This window comes from Streptomyces sp. NPDC048462, from assembly GCF_043200175.1.
Classification (GTDB): Bacteria; Actinomycetota; Actinomycetes; order Streptomycetales; family Streptomycetaceae; genus Streptomyces.
Genome location: NZ_JBICXG010000055.1, coordinates 1 through 15,184 on the forward strand (window position 1 = coordinate 1; position 15,184 = coordinate 15,184).

The following is a 15,184-nucleotide window of genomic DNA, read 5'->3' on the forward strand; positions in this document are numbered from 1 at the left end:
CACTCGCCCCAACACGCACCTCACACTTCGCAGCACTCCGCCCCACCGGATAAATCCGATGGGGCGGAACGAAGGGGCATTCGCCAACAGCATCCCGTCCTGCGGGGTGGCCCCTGTCCGCATGCCTCGGTCAGGAACCGCTGCGGGCGAGCGCCGCCGCGAAGCCGTTCTGCCAGAGGTAGTTGACCTGGTTGCGCTCATTGGCGTCCGGATACGGGTTGGTGCAGGACGGGCCGGGGCCGCCGCCCGACATCAGCTCGCTGCACGGGCCCGAGTAGTCGTCCGGCAGGCCGAGCACGTGCCCGGTCTCGTGGGTCGTGACCCGGGTCGAGTCGTACTGCTGGTTCTGCGCGTAGTCGAGGAAGATGTAGCCGTTGCCGTGTCCGTCGGTGCTGGCGTACGAGCCGCTCGGGTCGTTGCCCTCGTAGTAGGTGAAGTCCGCGTTGGACCCCTCCTGCAGCCGGACGTTGGAGACCGAGCTGTTCCAGATCTGCGCGCTGTTGGCTATCTGGGTGCGGAAGCTGGGGGCGTTGGCGGTGCTGTAGACGATGGTGACCGACTGGACGCCCGGGTGGGCGGCCCGCTTCTCGGCAACCGACTTCGCGACCGCCTCGAAGAACGCCTTGTTGGCTGCGGCGCTCTCGTGGGATCCGGAGTGCGAGGTGTACGCGACGTGGGGGGCCGGCGCGGAAGAGGCAGGTGCGGGGGTGGCAGAGGCGAGCGCGGGTGCGGTTCCCAGCGCGGCGGCGAGGCCGAAGCCGAGGCCGACCACGGCCGACATGACGGTCCTGGGGTGTCTCATGGGGGGTCTCCTACCAGTTACCTGTCCGAGGAACCCGTCCGATGATCGGACTCGGACGGGTGCGGTACGGAGAGAGTGTCGGTGACGTCGGGCACCCGGCGGATGATGCCAACCGGCGATAGCGCGGCCCTATCACCCCACCACCGCTCCGGGGTGAGCACGCGATGACGCGGGCGGGCACAAACGGTGTCCGTCATTCCACCTACCCCTGAATTAAAGGAGTTTGATGGGGTTGGGGCGTCTGGTGCGGCACGGTCCCGCCGCCCTACTCTCGGCGGTATGGAGCTTGAGGTGAGGCACCTCAGGGCGCTGTGCGCCATCGCCGACACCGGCAGCCTGCACCGGGCGGCCCGCAGGCTGGGCGTGAGTCAGCCCTCGCTCACCACTCAGCTGCGCCGGATCGAGAACTCGCTGGGCGCCGAACTGTTCAGCCGCGAGCGCACCGGCTGCCGCCCCACCCTGCTCGGCCACGCCGTGCTGAGCCGGGCCCGCCCGCTCGTGGACGGCATGCGGGCGCTGGTCACCGACGCCAAGGCGGAGGCGGACGCCGCCCGGTCCGGCGGTCCCCGGCTGCGGATCGGCTGCACCGCCAGCCGGGTCATCGGCGGCTGGCTGCGCAGGCTGCGCGTCCGGCTGCCCGGCACGGACATCTCGCTGCGGGTCGACGTGTCCGCCCACGCGCTGCTGCGCGCGGTCGAGGCGGGCCGGCTCGACGTCGCGTTCGTGCACGAGGTGGAGGGCTGCCCGCTGTACGTGCCGGACGGCCTGGTGCAGCGGGTGCTCCTGGACCGCGAGCCGCAGTTCATCTCGATGGCCCGCGACCACCCGGCCGCCGCCCTGCCCGTCGTCGACCTCACCGACCTGGCGGCCGACCGGTGGATGGTCGACCCCACGGTGGACGGCGAATGGGACGGCCTGCGCCGGGTGTTCGGCGCGGCCGGGGTCGCGCCGACCGTGCTGCACGGCGACTACCTCACCGCCGCCTCCCTCGTCGTCCTCGGCGAGGCCGTCGCCCCCTGCCAGCCGACCTCGGGCCCGCGCGACGACATGGCGATCCGCCCGTTGCGCGACGACCCGCTCGCGGTGCGGCTGCTGCTGGTCTCGCGGCCGGGCGCCGACACGGCGACGGTGTACGGGGAGCTGGAGGCCGCGTACCGGGAGGCGGCCCGGCAGGCAGAGGGCTACCACCAGTGGCTGCTGCGCAACCGGAGCCCGCTCGCCCACTCCTCCTGAGCCCGGCCAGGACGGGACCGAACGTGGTTCGGACCGGGCCCGATTCAGCCCTCAGCGAGGCCGGTTCCGGTTCGGGGTCCGGCGGGGCAGAGTCGGTGTCATGAGGCTTCTGATGCTGGGTGGTACTGAGTTCGTCGGCCGGGCCGTCACCGAGGACGCCCTCGCGCGCGGCTGGGAGGTCACCGTGTTCCACCGGGGCCACCACGCGCCGCCGCCCGGCACGGCCGAACTGCTCGGTGACCGCACCGTCGAGGGCGGCCTGGCCGCGCTGGAGGCCGCCGGCGGACCGGGGGACGGCACGTACACCTGGGACCTGGTCGTCGACACCTGGAGCGGTGCCCCCTCGGCCGTACGGGACGCGGCCCGGCTGCTCGCGGGACGGGCCCGGCGCTACGCGTACGTCTCCAGCCGCTCCGTCTACGCGTACCCGACTCCGGCGGGGCTGCCCGAGGACGGTCCGGTGGTGGACGGCGCATCGCCGGACGACGGTGGTGACGTCTCGTACGCCCTGGCCAAACGCGGCGGCGAACTGGCCGCGCTGGACGCCTTCGGGGACCGGGCACTGCTCGTCCGCGCCGGACTGATCATCGGCCCCTGGGAGAACATCGGCCGGCTGCCCTGGTGGCTGACCCGGATCGCCCGCGGCGGACCCGTACTGGCCCCCGGGACACCTGATCTGCCCCTTCAGTACATCGACGCACGCGATCTCGCCGGATGGCTGCTGGACGCCGCCGGGAAGGGGCTGCACGGACCGTACAACCTGGTCAGCCGCCCGGGGCACACCACGATGGGGGAGCTGCTCGACGCCTGTGTGCGGGTCACCGGCTCCGATGCCGAGCTGCGCTGGACCGACACCGGGGCGATCCTCGCGGCGGGCGTCGAGCCCTGGTCCGACCTGCCGGTCTGGCTGCCGCCGGGCGAGCTGTACGACAGCCTGCACCAGGGGGATGTCAGCCGGGCGTACGCCACCGGGCTGCGCTGCCGGCCGGTCGGGGAGACGGTCGAGGACACCTGGAAGTGGCTGAGCGAACTGGGCGGCGGCGCGCCCCGGCGGCCCGACCGGCCCGCCGTCGGCCTCGATCCGGAGACCGAGGCGAAGCTGCTGGCCGGCTGACGGGCACCGCCGTCCGGGGCGGCCCGGCCGACCGGTCGGCGGAAGCGGCACGCCCGACCGGCGCGGCACAGCTGATGAGTACTCAGTAAACCTGCATATTGCGCTGTATGGGAACAAAAGCGCGCAGAAGCGGTAAAACCCACCGCGTGGCGGTGACGGTGGCGGCAGCGGCGGCCATGGTGGGGGCCATCGCCCCCACCGCGGCCGCCGACCCGCTGCCCGGCGGACTCGGGCCGTGTCTGGGGGACGACTGCCCGGACACCTGGAAGGACCCGAACAGCGATCCCGTGGTCAACCACGACAGCAACATCAACATCTACGTCGGTGGCGACTACCTGGTCCGCGAGGCGGCGGCCGAGGCCGAGGGGAAGATCGTCACGCTCGGCATGTTCGACATGAACAAGCGGGCCGGCGTCTCGGCGATCTACAACGTGGGCGTCGCGGGCGGTGGTTCACGCGTGCCGCCGCCCAACGGCAGCGACTACCTGACAGTGGGCGGGAACCTGACGATCGCGAGCGGCCAGCGGCTCCTCGCGGAGGAGATGGAGAACACCGGGCGGGTCCGGTACGCCCAGACGCTGAGCGGCACCGTCGAACCGGCCACCGCGCCGATCAGCGACCCGGACGCCATCGCCCCCTACGCCGACCTGCGCGGTCAGCTCACGGCGGCCAGCCACTGCTACGCCTACGACGACAACGCCGACCATCGCCGTCCGGCGACCGGAACCACCGTGAACAACGGCTCCGAGACCGTGTTCACGGGCGACGGCACCTCGCCGCTCCAGGTCTTCGCGCTGGACGCCGACATCGCGTCCGGCGCGGGCGGGGACGAGGGCATCGTCTTCAACGGTGTCCCGGACGGCGCCACCGTACTGGTCAACGTGTACGGGACGACCCGCAGCATCCGCACGTACATGGGGTCCCTGCCCCAGTCCGGCCTCCGCGAGAACCTGCTGTGGAACTTCCCGGACGCCACGGACATCGGCCTCCGCGGCACCGGCCAGTTCCAGGGCAGCGTGCTGATCGGCCAGGAGTCGAGTCAGACCCTGATGGACGTCAGCGGCACCAACGGCCGTTTCTACAGCGCCGGTTCACTGACCCACACCTCGGCGGGCGAGTCGGGCGGCCAGGAGCTGCACGCCTACCCGTTCAACGGCGACCTGCCGGACTGCGACGCGGAACCGTCGCCCTCGCCGACCCCGACGGACTCACCCACCCCGACGCCCACGGACTCACCCACCCCCACCCCGACGGACACGCCGAGCCCCACTCCGACGGACTCACCGGGACCGTCGCCGTCCGAGACGACCCCCGGCCCCAGGCCCACCCCGACGCACTCCTGGCCGCACCGTCCGCACCCGGGCGGAGAACTCCCGAACACGGGTTCGCGCGGCGGTGAATGGGTGATCGGCGGGATCGCGGCGGCTCTGCTGGTCGCGGGATCGGCGGCCACCGTGATGGCCCGCAGGACGCGCAGGCGCGGTTAGCGACCCACCCGGTGGTCTTCGCCCCGGCGGGCGGGGACCACCGGCAGCGGCGCTAGCCTCGGCCCATGGCCGAACTGCTGCACCTCACCGAAGGCCCGCTGTGGGAGGCGGCCCGCGGGATCGGGACGTACGAGATGTCCACCCGCGGCCGCACCCTGCACGAAGAGGGCTTCATCCACTGCTCGCTGCCGCACCAGCTCCCCGGTGTGGCCGAGATGCTGTACGGCGCCGGGAGCCGGGCCGGAGCCGCTGACCTGGACCTGGTGGTCCTCGTCATCGACACCGAGCGGCTCCCCGCGCCCGTGCGGTACGAGTCGGTCACCCCCGGCGGCGAGGAGTTCCCGCACATCTACGGACCGGTTCCGGTCGACGCGGTCGTGGAGGTGCGCCCCTGGCAGCGAAAGGAAGGCGATCCGGCATGACCCCATCGGACGACACCCCGCCGGACGACAGGCACGGGCCCGAAGACCTCACGAGTGGCCCCCTCACCGCGGTCACCGGCGCGAGCGGTGCGCTCGGCGGCCGTGTGGCGAGGCGGCTGGTCCGGGCGGGCGTTCCCGTCCGCCTCCTGGGCCGCGACCCGTCCCGGCTGCCGGAACTGCCCGGCGCCGACATCGCGCCGGCCGCGCCCTACGGCGACGGGGACGCGATGCGCCGTGCGCTGGCCGGGGCGCACACCCTGTTCCTCGTATCGGCGCACGAGAGCCCGGACCGGGTGCGTGAACACATCAGCGCCGTGGACGCGGCGACGGCGGCGGGCGTGGAGCGGATCGTGTACGTCTCGTTCCTCGGCGCGGCGCCGGACGCGACGTTCACCTTCGCCCGCGACCACTGGGAGACCGAGGCGCACATCCGGGTCTCCGGTGTCCGCCACACCTTCCTCCGCGACAGCTGGTACCTCGCGGGCCTGCCGGCGATGACCGGCACCGACGGCGTGCTGCGCGGCCCGGCCGGGGACGGCCGGGTGGCCGCGGTGGCCCACGAGGACATCGCCGACGCGGCGACCGCGGTACTGCTGCCCGGCGGCGACCTGGCGGGGGACGCCGCGCACGACGGGGTGACGTACGACCTGACCGGACCGGAGGCGTTCACCCTCGCCGAGGCGGCCGAGGAGCTGGGCCGGGTCACCGGACGGACCGTCACCTACGTGCCTGAGACGCGGGAGGAGGCCTACGCCTCACGCTCGGGATACGGCGCGCCGGACTGGGAGGTGGCGGGCTGGGTGACGTCGTACGAGGCCATCGCGGCCGGCGAGATGGCCACGGTCTCGGACGCCGTGCGGCGGCTCACCGGCCGGCCCGCCAAGGACCTGGCCACCTATCTCAGGGAGCATCCGGACAGCTACCGGCACCTGCTCCTGCCGGGCTGAGGCCGCCGTGCGTACGGAGACCCCCTGGGGGACCTGGGACCCGCTGTCCCTCCCCGAGACCGTGGCCCTGCTCGCCCCGCTGAGTGGCCCGTGGTGGATCGCGGGCGGGTACGCGGTCGAGCTGGCCGTCGGCCGCGCCTACCGTGAGCACGCCGACATCGACGTGCTCCTGCTGCGCCGGGACCAGCTCGCCGTCCAGCGGGCGCTGCCCCACTGGGAGTGGTGGGCCGCCGATCCGCCCGGCACGCTGCGGCCCTGGCGCTCCGGCGAGGTCCTGCCGGAGGAGGTGCACGACATCTGGTGCCGGCCGGGCCCGGACGAGCCGTGGCGCGTCCAGTTCATGCTGGACGACGTGGTGGGCGAGGACTGGGTGTTCCGGCGCGACCCCAGGATCAGGCTCCCGCTGGACCGGCTGGGGGCGGTGTCCGGTGACGGCGTCCCCCATGTCGTGCCGCAGGTGCAGCTGTTGTACAAGTCCCGGTCCCGGCGCCCCAAGGACGAGCGGGACTTCGAGGCCGCGCTGCCGGTCCTCGGCGAGGACCAGCGCGCCTGGCTGACCGAGACGATCACCCTGGCCGAGGGCGCGGACCACCCCTGGGCGGCCCGGCTGCGGGCGGGCTGAGCCGGGCTCAGCTCACGTACGCACCCGCCCTCGCGGCCGCGACGGCGGCGTCGGCCGCGCGGTCGGCGGCCGCCGCGTCGAGCGGGTCGCCGCTGACCAGCAGGCGGTAGTAGAGCGGCGCCGACACGGCACGGATCACCTCGTCCGGATCGGTGCCGGCGGGGAGCTCCCCGCGCTCGACGGCCTCGGTGACACAGCCGGACCACTCCTTGATCCGGATCGCGTAGAAGCGGTGCAGAGCCCGGCCCGTGCGCTCGTCGCAGGCCGCCGCCGCGATCACCGAGCGGAACAGAGCGCCCTGGCGGGGGTCGGTCAGGGTGTCGAGCACGAGCCGGGCGTTGGCCCTGAGGTCCCCGGCGATCGAGCCGGTCGCCGTGCGGGGGGAGGACTGCTCGGCCATGTCGTCGAGCAGATCCGCGATCAGCCCGGTGGGGCTGGACCAGCGGCGGTAGACGGTCGTCTTGCCGACCTCCGCGCGGCGCGCGACCTCGGCCAGATCAAGGCGGTCGAAGCCGTGTTCGGCCAGCGCGTCACCCGCCGCACGCAGGACGGCCTCCCGGACCCGGGCGGTGCGACCGCCGGGCCGGACCGTACCGGGTTCCACACCCTCAGATGTCATAACGGGTCTCCAGTTCCATTACTGCACCTTCCTCTGTTACGGTCACCCCATCTTAACGGAACTCCAGATCCGTTAAAACCTCCGTCCGAGGAAGGCCGACCATGTCCGCACCCAGCCAGACCCCGTCCGCACCCGGTCAGACCCCGTCCCGCGCCCCCATCGGCTCGCCCCTCGACTCCCTCGGTGACGCCGCTGCGCCTGCCCCGTCCCGGATGACCGGTCGGCAGAAGCTGGTACTCGCCCTCCTTCTCGGTGCCCAGTTCATGATCGCGGTGGACTTCTCGATCCTGAACGTCGCCCTGCCCGTCGTCGGTGAGGGACTCGGCTTCGCCCTCCCGGACCTCCAGTGGATCGCCACCGCGTTCGCCCTGGCGGCCGCCGGGTTCACGCTCCTGTTCGGCCGCGTCGCCGACCTCGTCGGCCGCAAGCGCCTGTTCATCGGCGGCATGGTCGCCCTGGGCCTCTCCTCGGCGCTGGGCGGGCTCGCGACCTCCCCGGAGGTGCTGCTCACCGCCCGGGTCCTCCAGGGTCTCGCCACCGCGGCCGTCACCCCGGCCGGACTCGCCCTGCTGACCACGGCATTCAAGGAGGGGCCGCTGCGCGAACGCGCCCTGGGCCTCAACGGGGCGCTGATGTCCGCAGGGTTCACGGCGGGCGCGATCCTCGGCGGGCTGCTCACCGACCTGCTCTCCTGGCGCTGGGCCTTCTTCGTCAACGTGCCCGTCGCCGCACTCGTCGTCGCCCTGGCCCCGTCCGTCATCACCGACTCGCGCCCGGCCCGGCGCCCCCGCCTGGACGTCCCCGGAGCCGCGACCGTCACCGGCGGCCTGCTGCTCCTGGTCTACGGGCTGACCCAGGCGGGCGCGACCGGCTGGACCACGCCCACCACCCTGGCCGCACTCCTCGCGGGCATCGCGCTGCTCATCGGCTTCTGGTTCGTCGAGAAGAGGGCCGCCGCACCGCTCGTCCCCGTACACATCCTCAAGCGACGCAGCGTCATCTGGGGCAACGCCACCGGTCTGATCGCCTTCGTCACCGAGACCTCGCTGGTCTTCCTGCTGACGCTCTACCTCCAGGAGGTCCTCGGCTACTCGCCCCTCGCGACGGGGCTCGCCTTCGGTGTCCTCGGCATCGGCACGGTCATCGGCGGCACCCTGGGCGGCCGGGCCGTCGGCCGCTTCGGCAACCGCACCACCATCGTCACCGGCGGCATCGTCCAGGCGGCGGCCACCCTCTCCCTGGTCGCGCTCGGCACCTCGGGGACATGGATCTGGCTGCTCCTGGCGGCCACGTTCGTCGGGGGCATCGGCAACATGCTGATGATCGTCGGCTTCATGGTCACCGCCACCTCCGGTCTCCCGGACGAGGAACAGGGCCTGGCCACCGGCCTCGCCACGATGACCCAGCAGGTCGGCATCACCCTGGGCATCCCGGTCATGAGCGCCATCGCGACCGCCCGGATGGCAGGCTCGGGGGACACCGGCCCGCAGGGCGTCCTCTCCGGGGTCGCGGTCGCGATCCTCGTCAACTCCGCACTGGTCCTGGCGGGGGCTCTGCTCTCCGGGGCGTTCCTCGGCGGCCGGCGAGCGGAGCGGGGCATGGTCACACCGTCTTGATCGAGCCTCCGTCGATGATGTGGTCCGCGCCGGTGATGCTGCCGGCGCGGGCGGAGGCGAGCCAGGAGACGAGCGCGGCGACCTCCTGCGGGTCCACGAGCCTGCCGGTGACCATGCCCACGGCGGCCGGGAGACCGGCCAGGAGCTGTTCGTGCTCCACGCCCATGGACCTGGACAGCTCGGCCCCGTACCCGTCCGGGCTCTCCCACATGGCGGTGCGGACGGGGCCGGGCGAGACGGTGTTGACGCGCACGCCCAGGGGGCCGAACTCCTCGGCCAGCGCCTTGCCGAACGCCGTCAGCGCCGCCTTCGCGGTGGTGTACGGGACGGGGCCCGCGTGCGGGGTCCTGGCCCCGTTGGAGGAGATGTTGACGATGGAGCCCCGGCTCTCCGTGAGGTGGGGCAGGGCGGCCCGCGTGGTGCGTACGGCGGTCATGAAGTTCAGGTTGAACGTGTCGTGCCACTGCTGGTCCGTGAAGCCGAGGAACCCGCCCGTCGGGTCCGCGCCCGAGTCGCCCCCGCCGACGTTGTTCACCAGGAGGTCGAGCCCGCCGAGCTCGGCCGCCGCCAGGGCGACCAGCTGGTCCGGGGCGTCGGACGCGGCGAGGTCCATGGCGACGCAGATCGCCCCGGTCTCCTTGAGCTCCGGCGTGACGGTCCGCGCCGCGCCGACCACTCGCATCCCCTCTCCCATCAGCGCGGACACGGTGGCCAGGCCGATTCCGCGGCTCGCGCCGGTCACGACGGCGGTCTTGTCGGTCAGTTGCAGGTCCATGAGGCACCCCTTCACCTAGATGGGTCGCTAGTGATGCAACAACCCTAGAAGCTGCAACATAGATGTTGCAAGTCGTGGATGAGCGGCGACTGTCCCGTAGCCTGTTCGAACAGAAGATGGGATGTGAGGGGCCTCGTGGACCGGAAGAGTCAGCAGCGACCGCTGCGCGCCGATACGGAGCGGACGGTCAGGGCGATCCTGGAAGCCGCCGAGCGGGTCCTCGGTGCCAACCCGGCCGCCACGATGGAGCAGATCGCGGAGGCGGCGGGCGTCGCGCGCACCACGGTCCACCGCCGGTTCAGCAGCCGCGAGGCACTGGTGGCCGCGCTGCGGGAGTGGGCCGCCCGGCAGTTCCACGAAGCCGTGACGAGCGCCCGCGCCGACAGCGCCCCGCCCCTGGTCGCCCTCTACCAGGTGACCGCCAACGTCCTTCGGGTCAAGACCGGTTGGGGCTTCGCGATGAGCGCCACCACGCCGGAGGACCCCGAGGTGGCACGCGTGCACGCCGAAGTGCTCGACCAGTGCGACCGGCTGTTCCGCCGAGCCCTGGAAGCCGGCGTCCTGCGCCCCGGCACGGACCTGGCCTGGGCCCGCCGCGTCTACTACGCCCTGATCCACGAGGCCGCCCAGACCCGCGCCACCGAAGCGAGGAGCGAGGACGAACTGGCCGCGCTCGTGGTCGACACCCTGCTGCGCGGCGTGGGGCAGAGCGGGCTGCTCAATCCCTGAGGGGCCCGAGCCGGTTGGCGCAGGCCTTCTTCGGACCGCACGTTCTGGCGCGTCAGCCCCTGCGGCCGGGTGAGGCCCCTTGAATCTCGGTACAGCAGGTCTCGTCGAGTGAGGTAGAAGGTCAGGATGGATACTGCCGCACTCGAACAGATGCTGGACGAGACCTTCGATCACGCGGTCGTGCACCACGGATACACCAACTACATGCGTGACTACGAGGTCATCGTCCACGCGACGGCCGATCCCCGAACAGGCATCATGCCGGCCCGTCTCCGGTATCTCTTTCGCTACTGCGTCGAGGCTCGGTGCGAGACGTCGGTGCCGGCGGCGACGTGGCGGGTCTCTCTGGACGACCGGCTCATCGACGATGAGACCGGTGCCGATCCTGATGGATACGTCTGGGGGGTGAAGTGGCACGGTCTGTATCCGGGAGCCGGGCTTCTGCCCGAGTCGGAGGCGACGCGCCGCTGGTCGAACGCTGTCGGGATCGACTTCCACGGGGTGCGCATCGAGACGAACGCGCACAACCTGACCTTGGTCTTCTCCGACCTCCAGGTCACTGAGGTCCCGGTCGGATACGCCCCCTTCGTCACCGATTAGCGATCAGGTGACGTGTGCTCAAGCCCTCGGTGGGCCAAGGCCTTTCGTCCGGATCATGCCGGTTTCGCGGGGTCCGGACGAGAGACCCGCGTCCGCCGACAAGACCGCACCCGGCCCGACACGGACGCCGTTGCGGGCGACCGGCGGACCGGGTGTGGTCGGGTGGGTGGCGTGACCGGCGAAATCCGCGGGTCAGGCTGCCCGGCCTGGGGTCAGGCCTTCTTGGTCTCCCAGAAGATCGTGTCGATCTGGGCGATCAGGTCCAGAGCCTTCTGGCCGGTCGCCGGGTCGTTCGAGCCCTTGGCCGCGGAGAGCGCCTTCAGGGTGTCGTTGACCAGCTGGTGCAGCTCCGGGTACTTCTCGAAGTGCGGCGGCTTGAAGTAGTCGCTCCAGAGCACCGAGACGTGGTGCTTCGCGAGCTCGGCACGCTGCTCCTTGATCAGGATCGAGCGCGTGCGGAAGTCCGCGTCCTCGTTGGCCTGGTACTTCTCCTGGACGGCCTTGACCGACTCCGCCTCGATGCGGGCCTGGGCCGGGTCGTACACGCCGCAGGGGAGGTCGCAGTGGGCGCTGACCTTCACCTTGGGGGCAAACAGGCGGGAAAGCATGGGGCTGTCCTTCCTCGTGATCGTCTTCTCAGGTGGGACATTACTCCGTGAGAGCCGCGAAATAGTGGGTGCCCCCATGGGCTTAGGCCAAAAGTCCAGGGTGAGGATGGGACCAGTGGCCGAATGTACGGAACGCTGGTGTGGACGGTGTACTGGACGGACGGGGAGGTGCCGGAGAGATGCGGGAGGTGCCGGAGTTGCCGGAGCTGACCGATGAACAGCCCGGACACGGGCTGGCGCGGGTGCCGTTCCAGGTGGTGGAGGTGACCGGGCCCTCGATGGTGCCCACGCTCCACCACGGGGACTGGCTGCTCGTGCAGTACGGGGCGCCGGTGCGCCCCGGTGACGTGGTGATCCTGAGGCATCCGTTCCAGCAGGACCTGCTGGTGGTCAAGCGTGCCGTGGAGCGGCGGACCGGGGGCTGGTGGGTGCTCGGTGACAACAGGTTCGCGGGCGGCGACAGCACGGACTACGGGATCGTGCCCGAGGAGCTCGTACTGGCCAGGGTGCGGGCGCGCTACCGGCCGCTGACGAAGGATCAGCGTTCGTTGCGCGGGGTGGCGGGCTGGGCGGTCTCCGCGCTGCGCCCGGTCTCGGCGGCGCGCTCGGCCTCCAGGCGCTTGCGGGCCCGGTAGGCGGCGACGTTGGCGCGGGTCGCGCAGCGGTCCGAGCAGTAGCGGCGGGAGCGGTTGGTCGAGGTGTCGAGGTAGGCGTTGCGGCACGGCGCCGCCTCGCACAGGCCGAGCCGGTCCACGCCGTACGAGGTGAGGTGGAAGGCGAGGCCCATCGCCGCGGTCGCCGCGTAGCCCGCCGTGGCGTTGGACGGGTGGTCGGCCAGGTGCATGTGCCAGTCCGGCTTGCCGTCCGCGTCCCGGATGTCGTGGCCGGAGATCTGCGGGCTGACCGGGAACTCCAGCAGCAGCGAGTTGAGCAGGTCCACGGCCAGCGTCTCGTCGCCGCCGTCGGCCGCCTCGAAGACCGAGCGGAGCCGGGCCCGGACGGACCGGAAGCGGGTCACGTCCGCGTCGGTCGCCCGGCGGGCGGCCTGCCCGTTGACGCCGAAGAGCTCGCGCACCGCGTCGACCGAGGTGAGGGTGTCCTTGTTGCGGGCCGGCTCCTCGGTGTTGACCAGGCGCACGGCGTAGTCCGAGTAATAGGCCAGTTCCACTTGTAGTCCTTACGGCGTCGGTCTAGGGTCGGTGCGACGATATGTAATGGTCTTCTCTGGGTCCAGGGTATTACAAAGGAGGGTTTCGGGTGACGGAGACAGTGCGGGGTACCGACTGGCAGTCCTGGCAGGAGAGCTGGGACCGGCAGCAGGAGTGGTACATGCCCGACCGCGAGGAACGCTTCCGCGTGATGCTCGACATGACCGAGGCCCTGGTGGGCCCCGAACCGCGGGTGCTGGACCTCGCGTGCGGTACGGGAAGTATTACGGACCGGCTGCTCCGGCGGTTCCCGAAGGCCACCAGCACCGGGGTCGACCTCGATCCCGCACTGCTCGCCATCGCCCGTGGCTCCTTCGGCGGCGACGAGCGCGTCACCTTCGTCACCGCGGACCTCAAGGACCCGCGGTGGACGGACGCGCTGCCGTACGACTCGTACGACGCGGTCCTCACCGCCACCGCCCTGCACTGGCTGCACAGCGAGCCGCTCACCACCCTCTATGGGCAGATCAGCGGCCTGGTCCGGGCCGGCGGGGTGTTCATGAACGCCGACCACATGATCGATACGGACACCCCCCGGATCAACGCCGCCGAGCGCGCCCGACGGCACGCCGGCATGGACCGGGCCAAGGCCGCCGGCGCCCTGGACTGGGCGGACTGGTGGGCGCTCGCCGCGCAGGATCCGGTGCTCGCCGGGCCGACCGCCGAACGGTTCGCTGTCTACGGCGAGCACGCCGACGGCGACATGCCGTCCGTGCGCTGGCACGCGGACACCCTGCGCGCGGCCGGCTTCGGTGAGGCGCGGGCCGTCTGGGCCTCGCCCTCGGACAGCCTGGTGCTCGCGGTGAAGTAGCGGCAGTGTCCCGGGAGGGGCGGCGCGGACGACGGTCCGGGCCGCCCCTCCCGCGTTTTGTGCCCGGCGCCGCAACCCGCCGGGCATCCCACCGCACTGGAAGGGTGAGACGGTCCGCACCGGCGGACCCGGAGAGGGGCGGTGACGATGCGGATCGATGACGATGCCGCGCTGCACGCCTTCGTCGAGAGCAGACGCACCGCGCTGTACCGCAGCGCCTACCTGCTCTGCGGAGACCGCCACGAGGCCGAGGACCTGGTCCAGACGGCCCTGGTCAAGGTGGTGCTCGGCGGGCGTCGGCACGGGCGGCTCGACAACATCGAGGCGTACGCACGCAAGACCCTGGTCAACACCTTCATCGCGTCCCGCCGCCGGTTCTGGCGCCGGGAGCAGTCGTACGGCGAACTGCCCGACCGGGCGGACCGCACGCCCGACACGGACACCGGCCTCGCGGTCCGGGCGGCACTCGCCCGGCTCACCGCCAGGCAGCGGGCCGTACTGGTGCTGCGCTACTGGGAGGACCTGAGCGTCCAGGCCACGGCCGCACTGCTCGGGATGCGGGAGAACACGGTAAAGAGCCACGCGGCTCGGGGGTTGGCGGCGCTGCGCGCCGAGATGACGGAGGAGAAGGTATGAGCGAGGTGCGTGAGCTGCTGGGGCGGGCCGCAAAGGACGCGGGGCAGCCGGTCATCAGCACGGAAGCGGTCTACGCCGGGGCGGCCCGGGTGCGGTGGCGCCGCCGGGCGGGGGTGTCGGCCGCGGCGGTCTGCGCGGTCGCCGCAGGGGCGTTCGTGGTGCCGGGGCTCTCCTCGGGACCGGCCCCGCAGGGCTCCTCGGTGGCGGCCCCCACCGAGCTGGTCGGCAACAGCGGACGGGCCAAGGAGCTGACGGCACTGCTGCCGAAGGGGGTCGGTGCCGTCGAGCAGGTGTCGATGGCCGTCATCATCAAGCACGCGACGCCCGAACAGGCCGAGGAGCATCCGGTCGGGCCGCTGGACGGCCAGTACTCCGTGCGCAGGGACGGCGGGGTCGGCTATCTGACCGTCGACGTCAGGACCGCGAAGATGATGGGCGAGAAACTCGGCGGCTTTCCCCAGGACACGAACCTCTGCAAGGACAAGGCCGGGGAGCCCGGCCCCGCCGACTGCGTGCGTGAGGAGCTGCCGGACGGCCGGGTGCTGACCATCTGGAGCGACGCCATGAACTACGGCGGCACGCCCAAGTGGGGCCCCGAGCTCGTGGCCCGGCTCACGCTCAAGGGCGGCGCGATGCTGGCCGTCCGGGACAGCACCGGCTTCGAGGCCACGACCTCGCAGGGCCCGCTGCTCAAGGCCCCGCCGCTGACGCGGGCGCAGTTGCGGACGCTGATGCTCAGCCCGGAGCTGCTGCCGAAGAAATAGCGCGCCGACGTACAGGGGACGCGCCGACGTACAGGGGAGGGGAGGGGGGGGGGGGGGGGGGGGGGGGGGGGGGCCCGCCCCCCCCCCCCCCCCCCCCCCCCGGTCGCCGGGGTGCCGGCCCGGCGGGCGGCCGGATCAGCCGTTGCCGATCTCCTTCCACTCCGCCTGGGCCTTGTTCAGCTCTTCGGCGA

At 72.1% G+C, this 15,184-nt stretch carries 18 protein-coding genes; 13 read left to right on the forward strand and 5 right to left on the reverse strand.

What is annotated here, in order from left to right; translation table 11 throughout:
* Nucleotides 1-130: 130 nt before the first annotated feature.
* Nucleotides 131-802, reverse strand: a complete 672-nt coding sequence (gene snpA, locus ACGFU6_RS38840; RefSeq protein ID WP_393617296.1) for a snapalysin — start codon at nt 800-802, stop codon at nt 131-133.
* 279 nt (nt 803-1,081) lie between these two features.
* Between snpA and ACGFU6_RS38845 the strand changes: the two genes are divergently transcribed.
* The 6 genes from ACGFU6_RS38845 (at nt 1,082) to ACGFU6_RS38870 (ending at nt 6,627) form a co-directional block, all read left to right on the forward strand.
* A complete protein-coding gene (locus tag ACGFU6_RS38845) occupies nt 1,082-2,035 on the forward strand; it encodes a LysR family transcriptional regulator (RefSeq protein ID WP_393617297.1) in 954 nt (317 codons plus the stop codon).
* Between the two features lie 112 nt (nt 2,036-2,147).
* A complete protein-coding gene (locus ACGFU6_RS38850; protein WP_393617318.1) occupies nt 2,148-3,149 on the forward strand; it encodes an NAD-dependent epimerase/dehydratase family protein in 1,002 nt (333 codons plus the stop codon).
* 146 nt (nt 3,150-3,295) lie between these two features.
* A complete protein-coding gene (locus ACGFU6_RS38855; protein WP_393617298.1) occupies nt 3,296-4,636 on the forward strand; it encodes a choice-of-anchor A family protein in 1,341 nt (446 codons plus the stop codon).
* Nucleotides 4,637-4,701: 65 nt separating this feature from the next.
* Nucleotides 4,702-5,058: a DUF952 domain-containing protein gene (locus ACGFU6_RS38860; RefSeq protein ID WP_393617299.1), complete on the forward strand. Its 357-nt coding sequence runs from the start codon at nt 4,702-4,704 to the stop codon at nt 5,056-5,058.
* Nucleotides 5,055-6,005, forward strand: a complete 951-nt coding sequence (locus ACGFU6_RS38865) for an SDR family oxidoreductase (RefSeq protein ID WP_393617301.1) — start codon at nt 5,055-5,057, stop codon at nt 6,003-6,005. The genes ACGFU6_RS38860 and ACGFU6_RS38865 overlap by 4 nt, the downstream gene beginning before the upstream one ends.
* A gap of 7 nt (nt 6,006-6,012) precedes the next feature.
* Nucleotides 6,013-6,627: a nucleotidyltransferase domain-containing protein gene (locus ACGFU6_RS38870; protein WP_393617302.1), complete on the forward strand. Its 615-nt coding sequence runs from the start codon at nt 6,013-6,015 to the stop codon at nt 6,625-6,627.
* Nucleotides 6,628-6,634: 7 nt separating this feature from the next.
* On the opposite strand, the gene ACGFU6_RS38875 is transcribed toward ACGFU6_RS38870, so the two are convergent.
* Nucleotides 6,635-7,246 (reverse strand): TetR/AcrR family transcriptional regulator, encoded by a 612-nt coding sequence (locus ACGFU6_RS38875; RefSeq protein ID WP_393617303.1) that lies wholly within the window; start codon nt 7,244-7,246, stop codon nt 6,635-6,637.
* A 101-nt stretch (nt 7,247-7,347) separates the two neighbouring features.
* Here ACGFU6_RS38875 and ACGFU6_RS38880 point away from each other — a divergent pair, with 101 nt between their 5' ends.
* Nucleotides 7,348-8,862 (forward strand): MFS transporter, encoded by a 1,515-nt coding sequence (locus tag ACGFU6_RS38880; RefSeq protein ID WP_393617304.1) that lies wholly within the window; start codon nt 7,348-7,350, stop codon nt 8,860-8,862.
* Here ACGFU6_RS38880 and ACGFU6_RS38885 read toward each other — a convergent pair.
* A complete protein-coding gene (locus tag ACGFU6_RS38885; RefSeq protein ID WP_393617305.1) occupies nt 8,849-9,637 on the reverse strand; it encodes an SDR family NAD(P)-dependent oxidoreductase in 789 nt (262 codons plus the stop codon). The two genes, ACGFU6_RS38880 and ACGFU6_RS38885, sit on opposite strands and share 14 nt — an antisense overlap.
* Nucleotides 9,638-9,772: 135 nt before the next feature.
* Here ACGFU6_RS38885 and ACGFU6_RS38890 point away from each other — a divergent pair, with 135 nt between their 5' ends.
* Together ACGFU6_RS38890 and ACGFU6_RS38895 are read left to right on the forward strand one after the other, a co-directional pair.
* Nucleotides 9,773-10,366, forward strand: coding sequence for a TetR/AcrR family transcriptional regulator (locus ACGFU6_RS38890; RefSeq protein ID WP_393617307.1), 594 nt, complete (start codon nt 9,773-9,775; stop codon nt 10,364-10,366).
* A gap of 126 nt (nt 10,367-10,492) precedes the next feature.
* On the forward strand, nt 10,493-10,966 hold the full coding sequence (locus tag ACGFU6_RS38895; RefSeq protein ID WP_393617309.1) for a hypothetical protein: 474 nt from the start codon (nt 10,493-10,495) through the stop codon (nt 10,964-10,966).
* 212 nt (nt 10,967-11,178) lie between these two features.
* Here the strand turns inward: ACGFU6_RS38895 and sodN are convergent, their stop codons facing one another.
* Nucleotides 11,179-11,574 (reverse strand): superoxide dismutase, Ni, encoded by a 396-nt coding sequence (gene sodN / locus ACGFU6_RS38900; RefSeq protein WP_327338977.1) that lies wholly within the window; start codon nt 11,572-11,574, stop codon nt 11,179-11,181.
* 179 nt (nt 11,575-11,753) lie between these two features.
* Between sodN and sodX the strand changes: the two genes are divergently transcribed.
* A complete protein-coding gene (gene sodX / locus ACGFU6_RS38905) occupies nt 11,754-12,209 on the forward strand; it encodes a nickel-type superoxide dismutase maturation protease (RefSeq protein ID WP_393617310.1) in 456 nt (151 codons plus the stop codon).
* Here the strand turns inward: sodX and ACGFU6_RS38910 are convergent.
* Nucleotides 12,113-12,742, reverse strand: coding sequence for a CGNR zinc finger domain-containing protein (locus ACGFU6_RS38910; RefSeq protein ID WP_393617311.1), 630 nt, complete (start codon nt 12,740-12,742; stop codon nt 12,113-12,115). The two genes, sodX and ACGFU6_RS38910, sit on opposite strands and share 97 nt — an antisense overlap.
* A gap of 89 nt (nt 12,743-12,831) precedes the next feature.
* Here ACGFU6_RS38910 and ACGFU6_RS38915 point away from each other — a divergent pair, with 89 nt between their 5' ends.
* The 3 genes from ACGFU6_RS38915 to ACGFU6_RS38925 all read left to right on the forward strand — a co-directional run bounded on the left by ACGFU6_RS38915 (nt 12,832) and on the right by ACGFU6_RS38925 (nt 14,993).
* The gene (locus ACGFU6_RS38915) at nt 12,832-13,593 is read left to right on the forward strand and encodes a class I SAM-dependent methyltransferase (protein WP_393617313.1); all 762 of its coding nucleotides are present in this window, start codon (nt 12,832-12,834) and stop codon (nt 13,591-13,593) included.
* Between the two features lie 147 nt (nt 13,594-13,740).
* A complete protein-coding gene (locus tag ACGFU6_RS38920; RefSeq protein WP_393617315.1) occupies nt 13,741-14,229 on the forward strand; it encodes a SigE family RNA polymerase sigma factor in 489 nt (162 codons plus the stop codon).
* Nucleotides 14,226-14,993: a hypothetical protein gene (locus ACGFU6_RS38925; protein ID WP_393617316.1), complete on the forward strand. Its 768-nt coding sequence runs from the start codon at nt 14,226-14,228 to the stop codon at nt 14,991-14,993. The genes ACGFU6_RS38920 and ACGFU6_RS38925 overlap by 4 nt, the downstream gene beginning before the upstream one ends.
* The last annotated feature ends 191 nt before the right edge of the window (nt 14,994-15,184 follow it).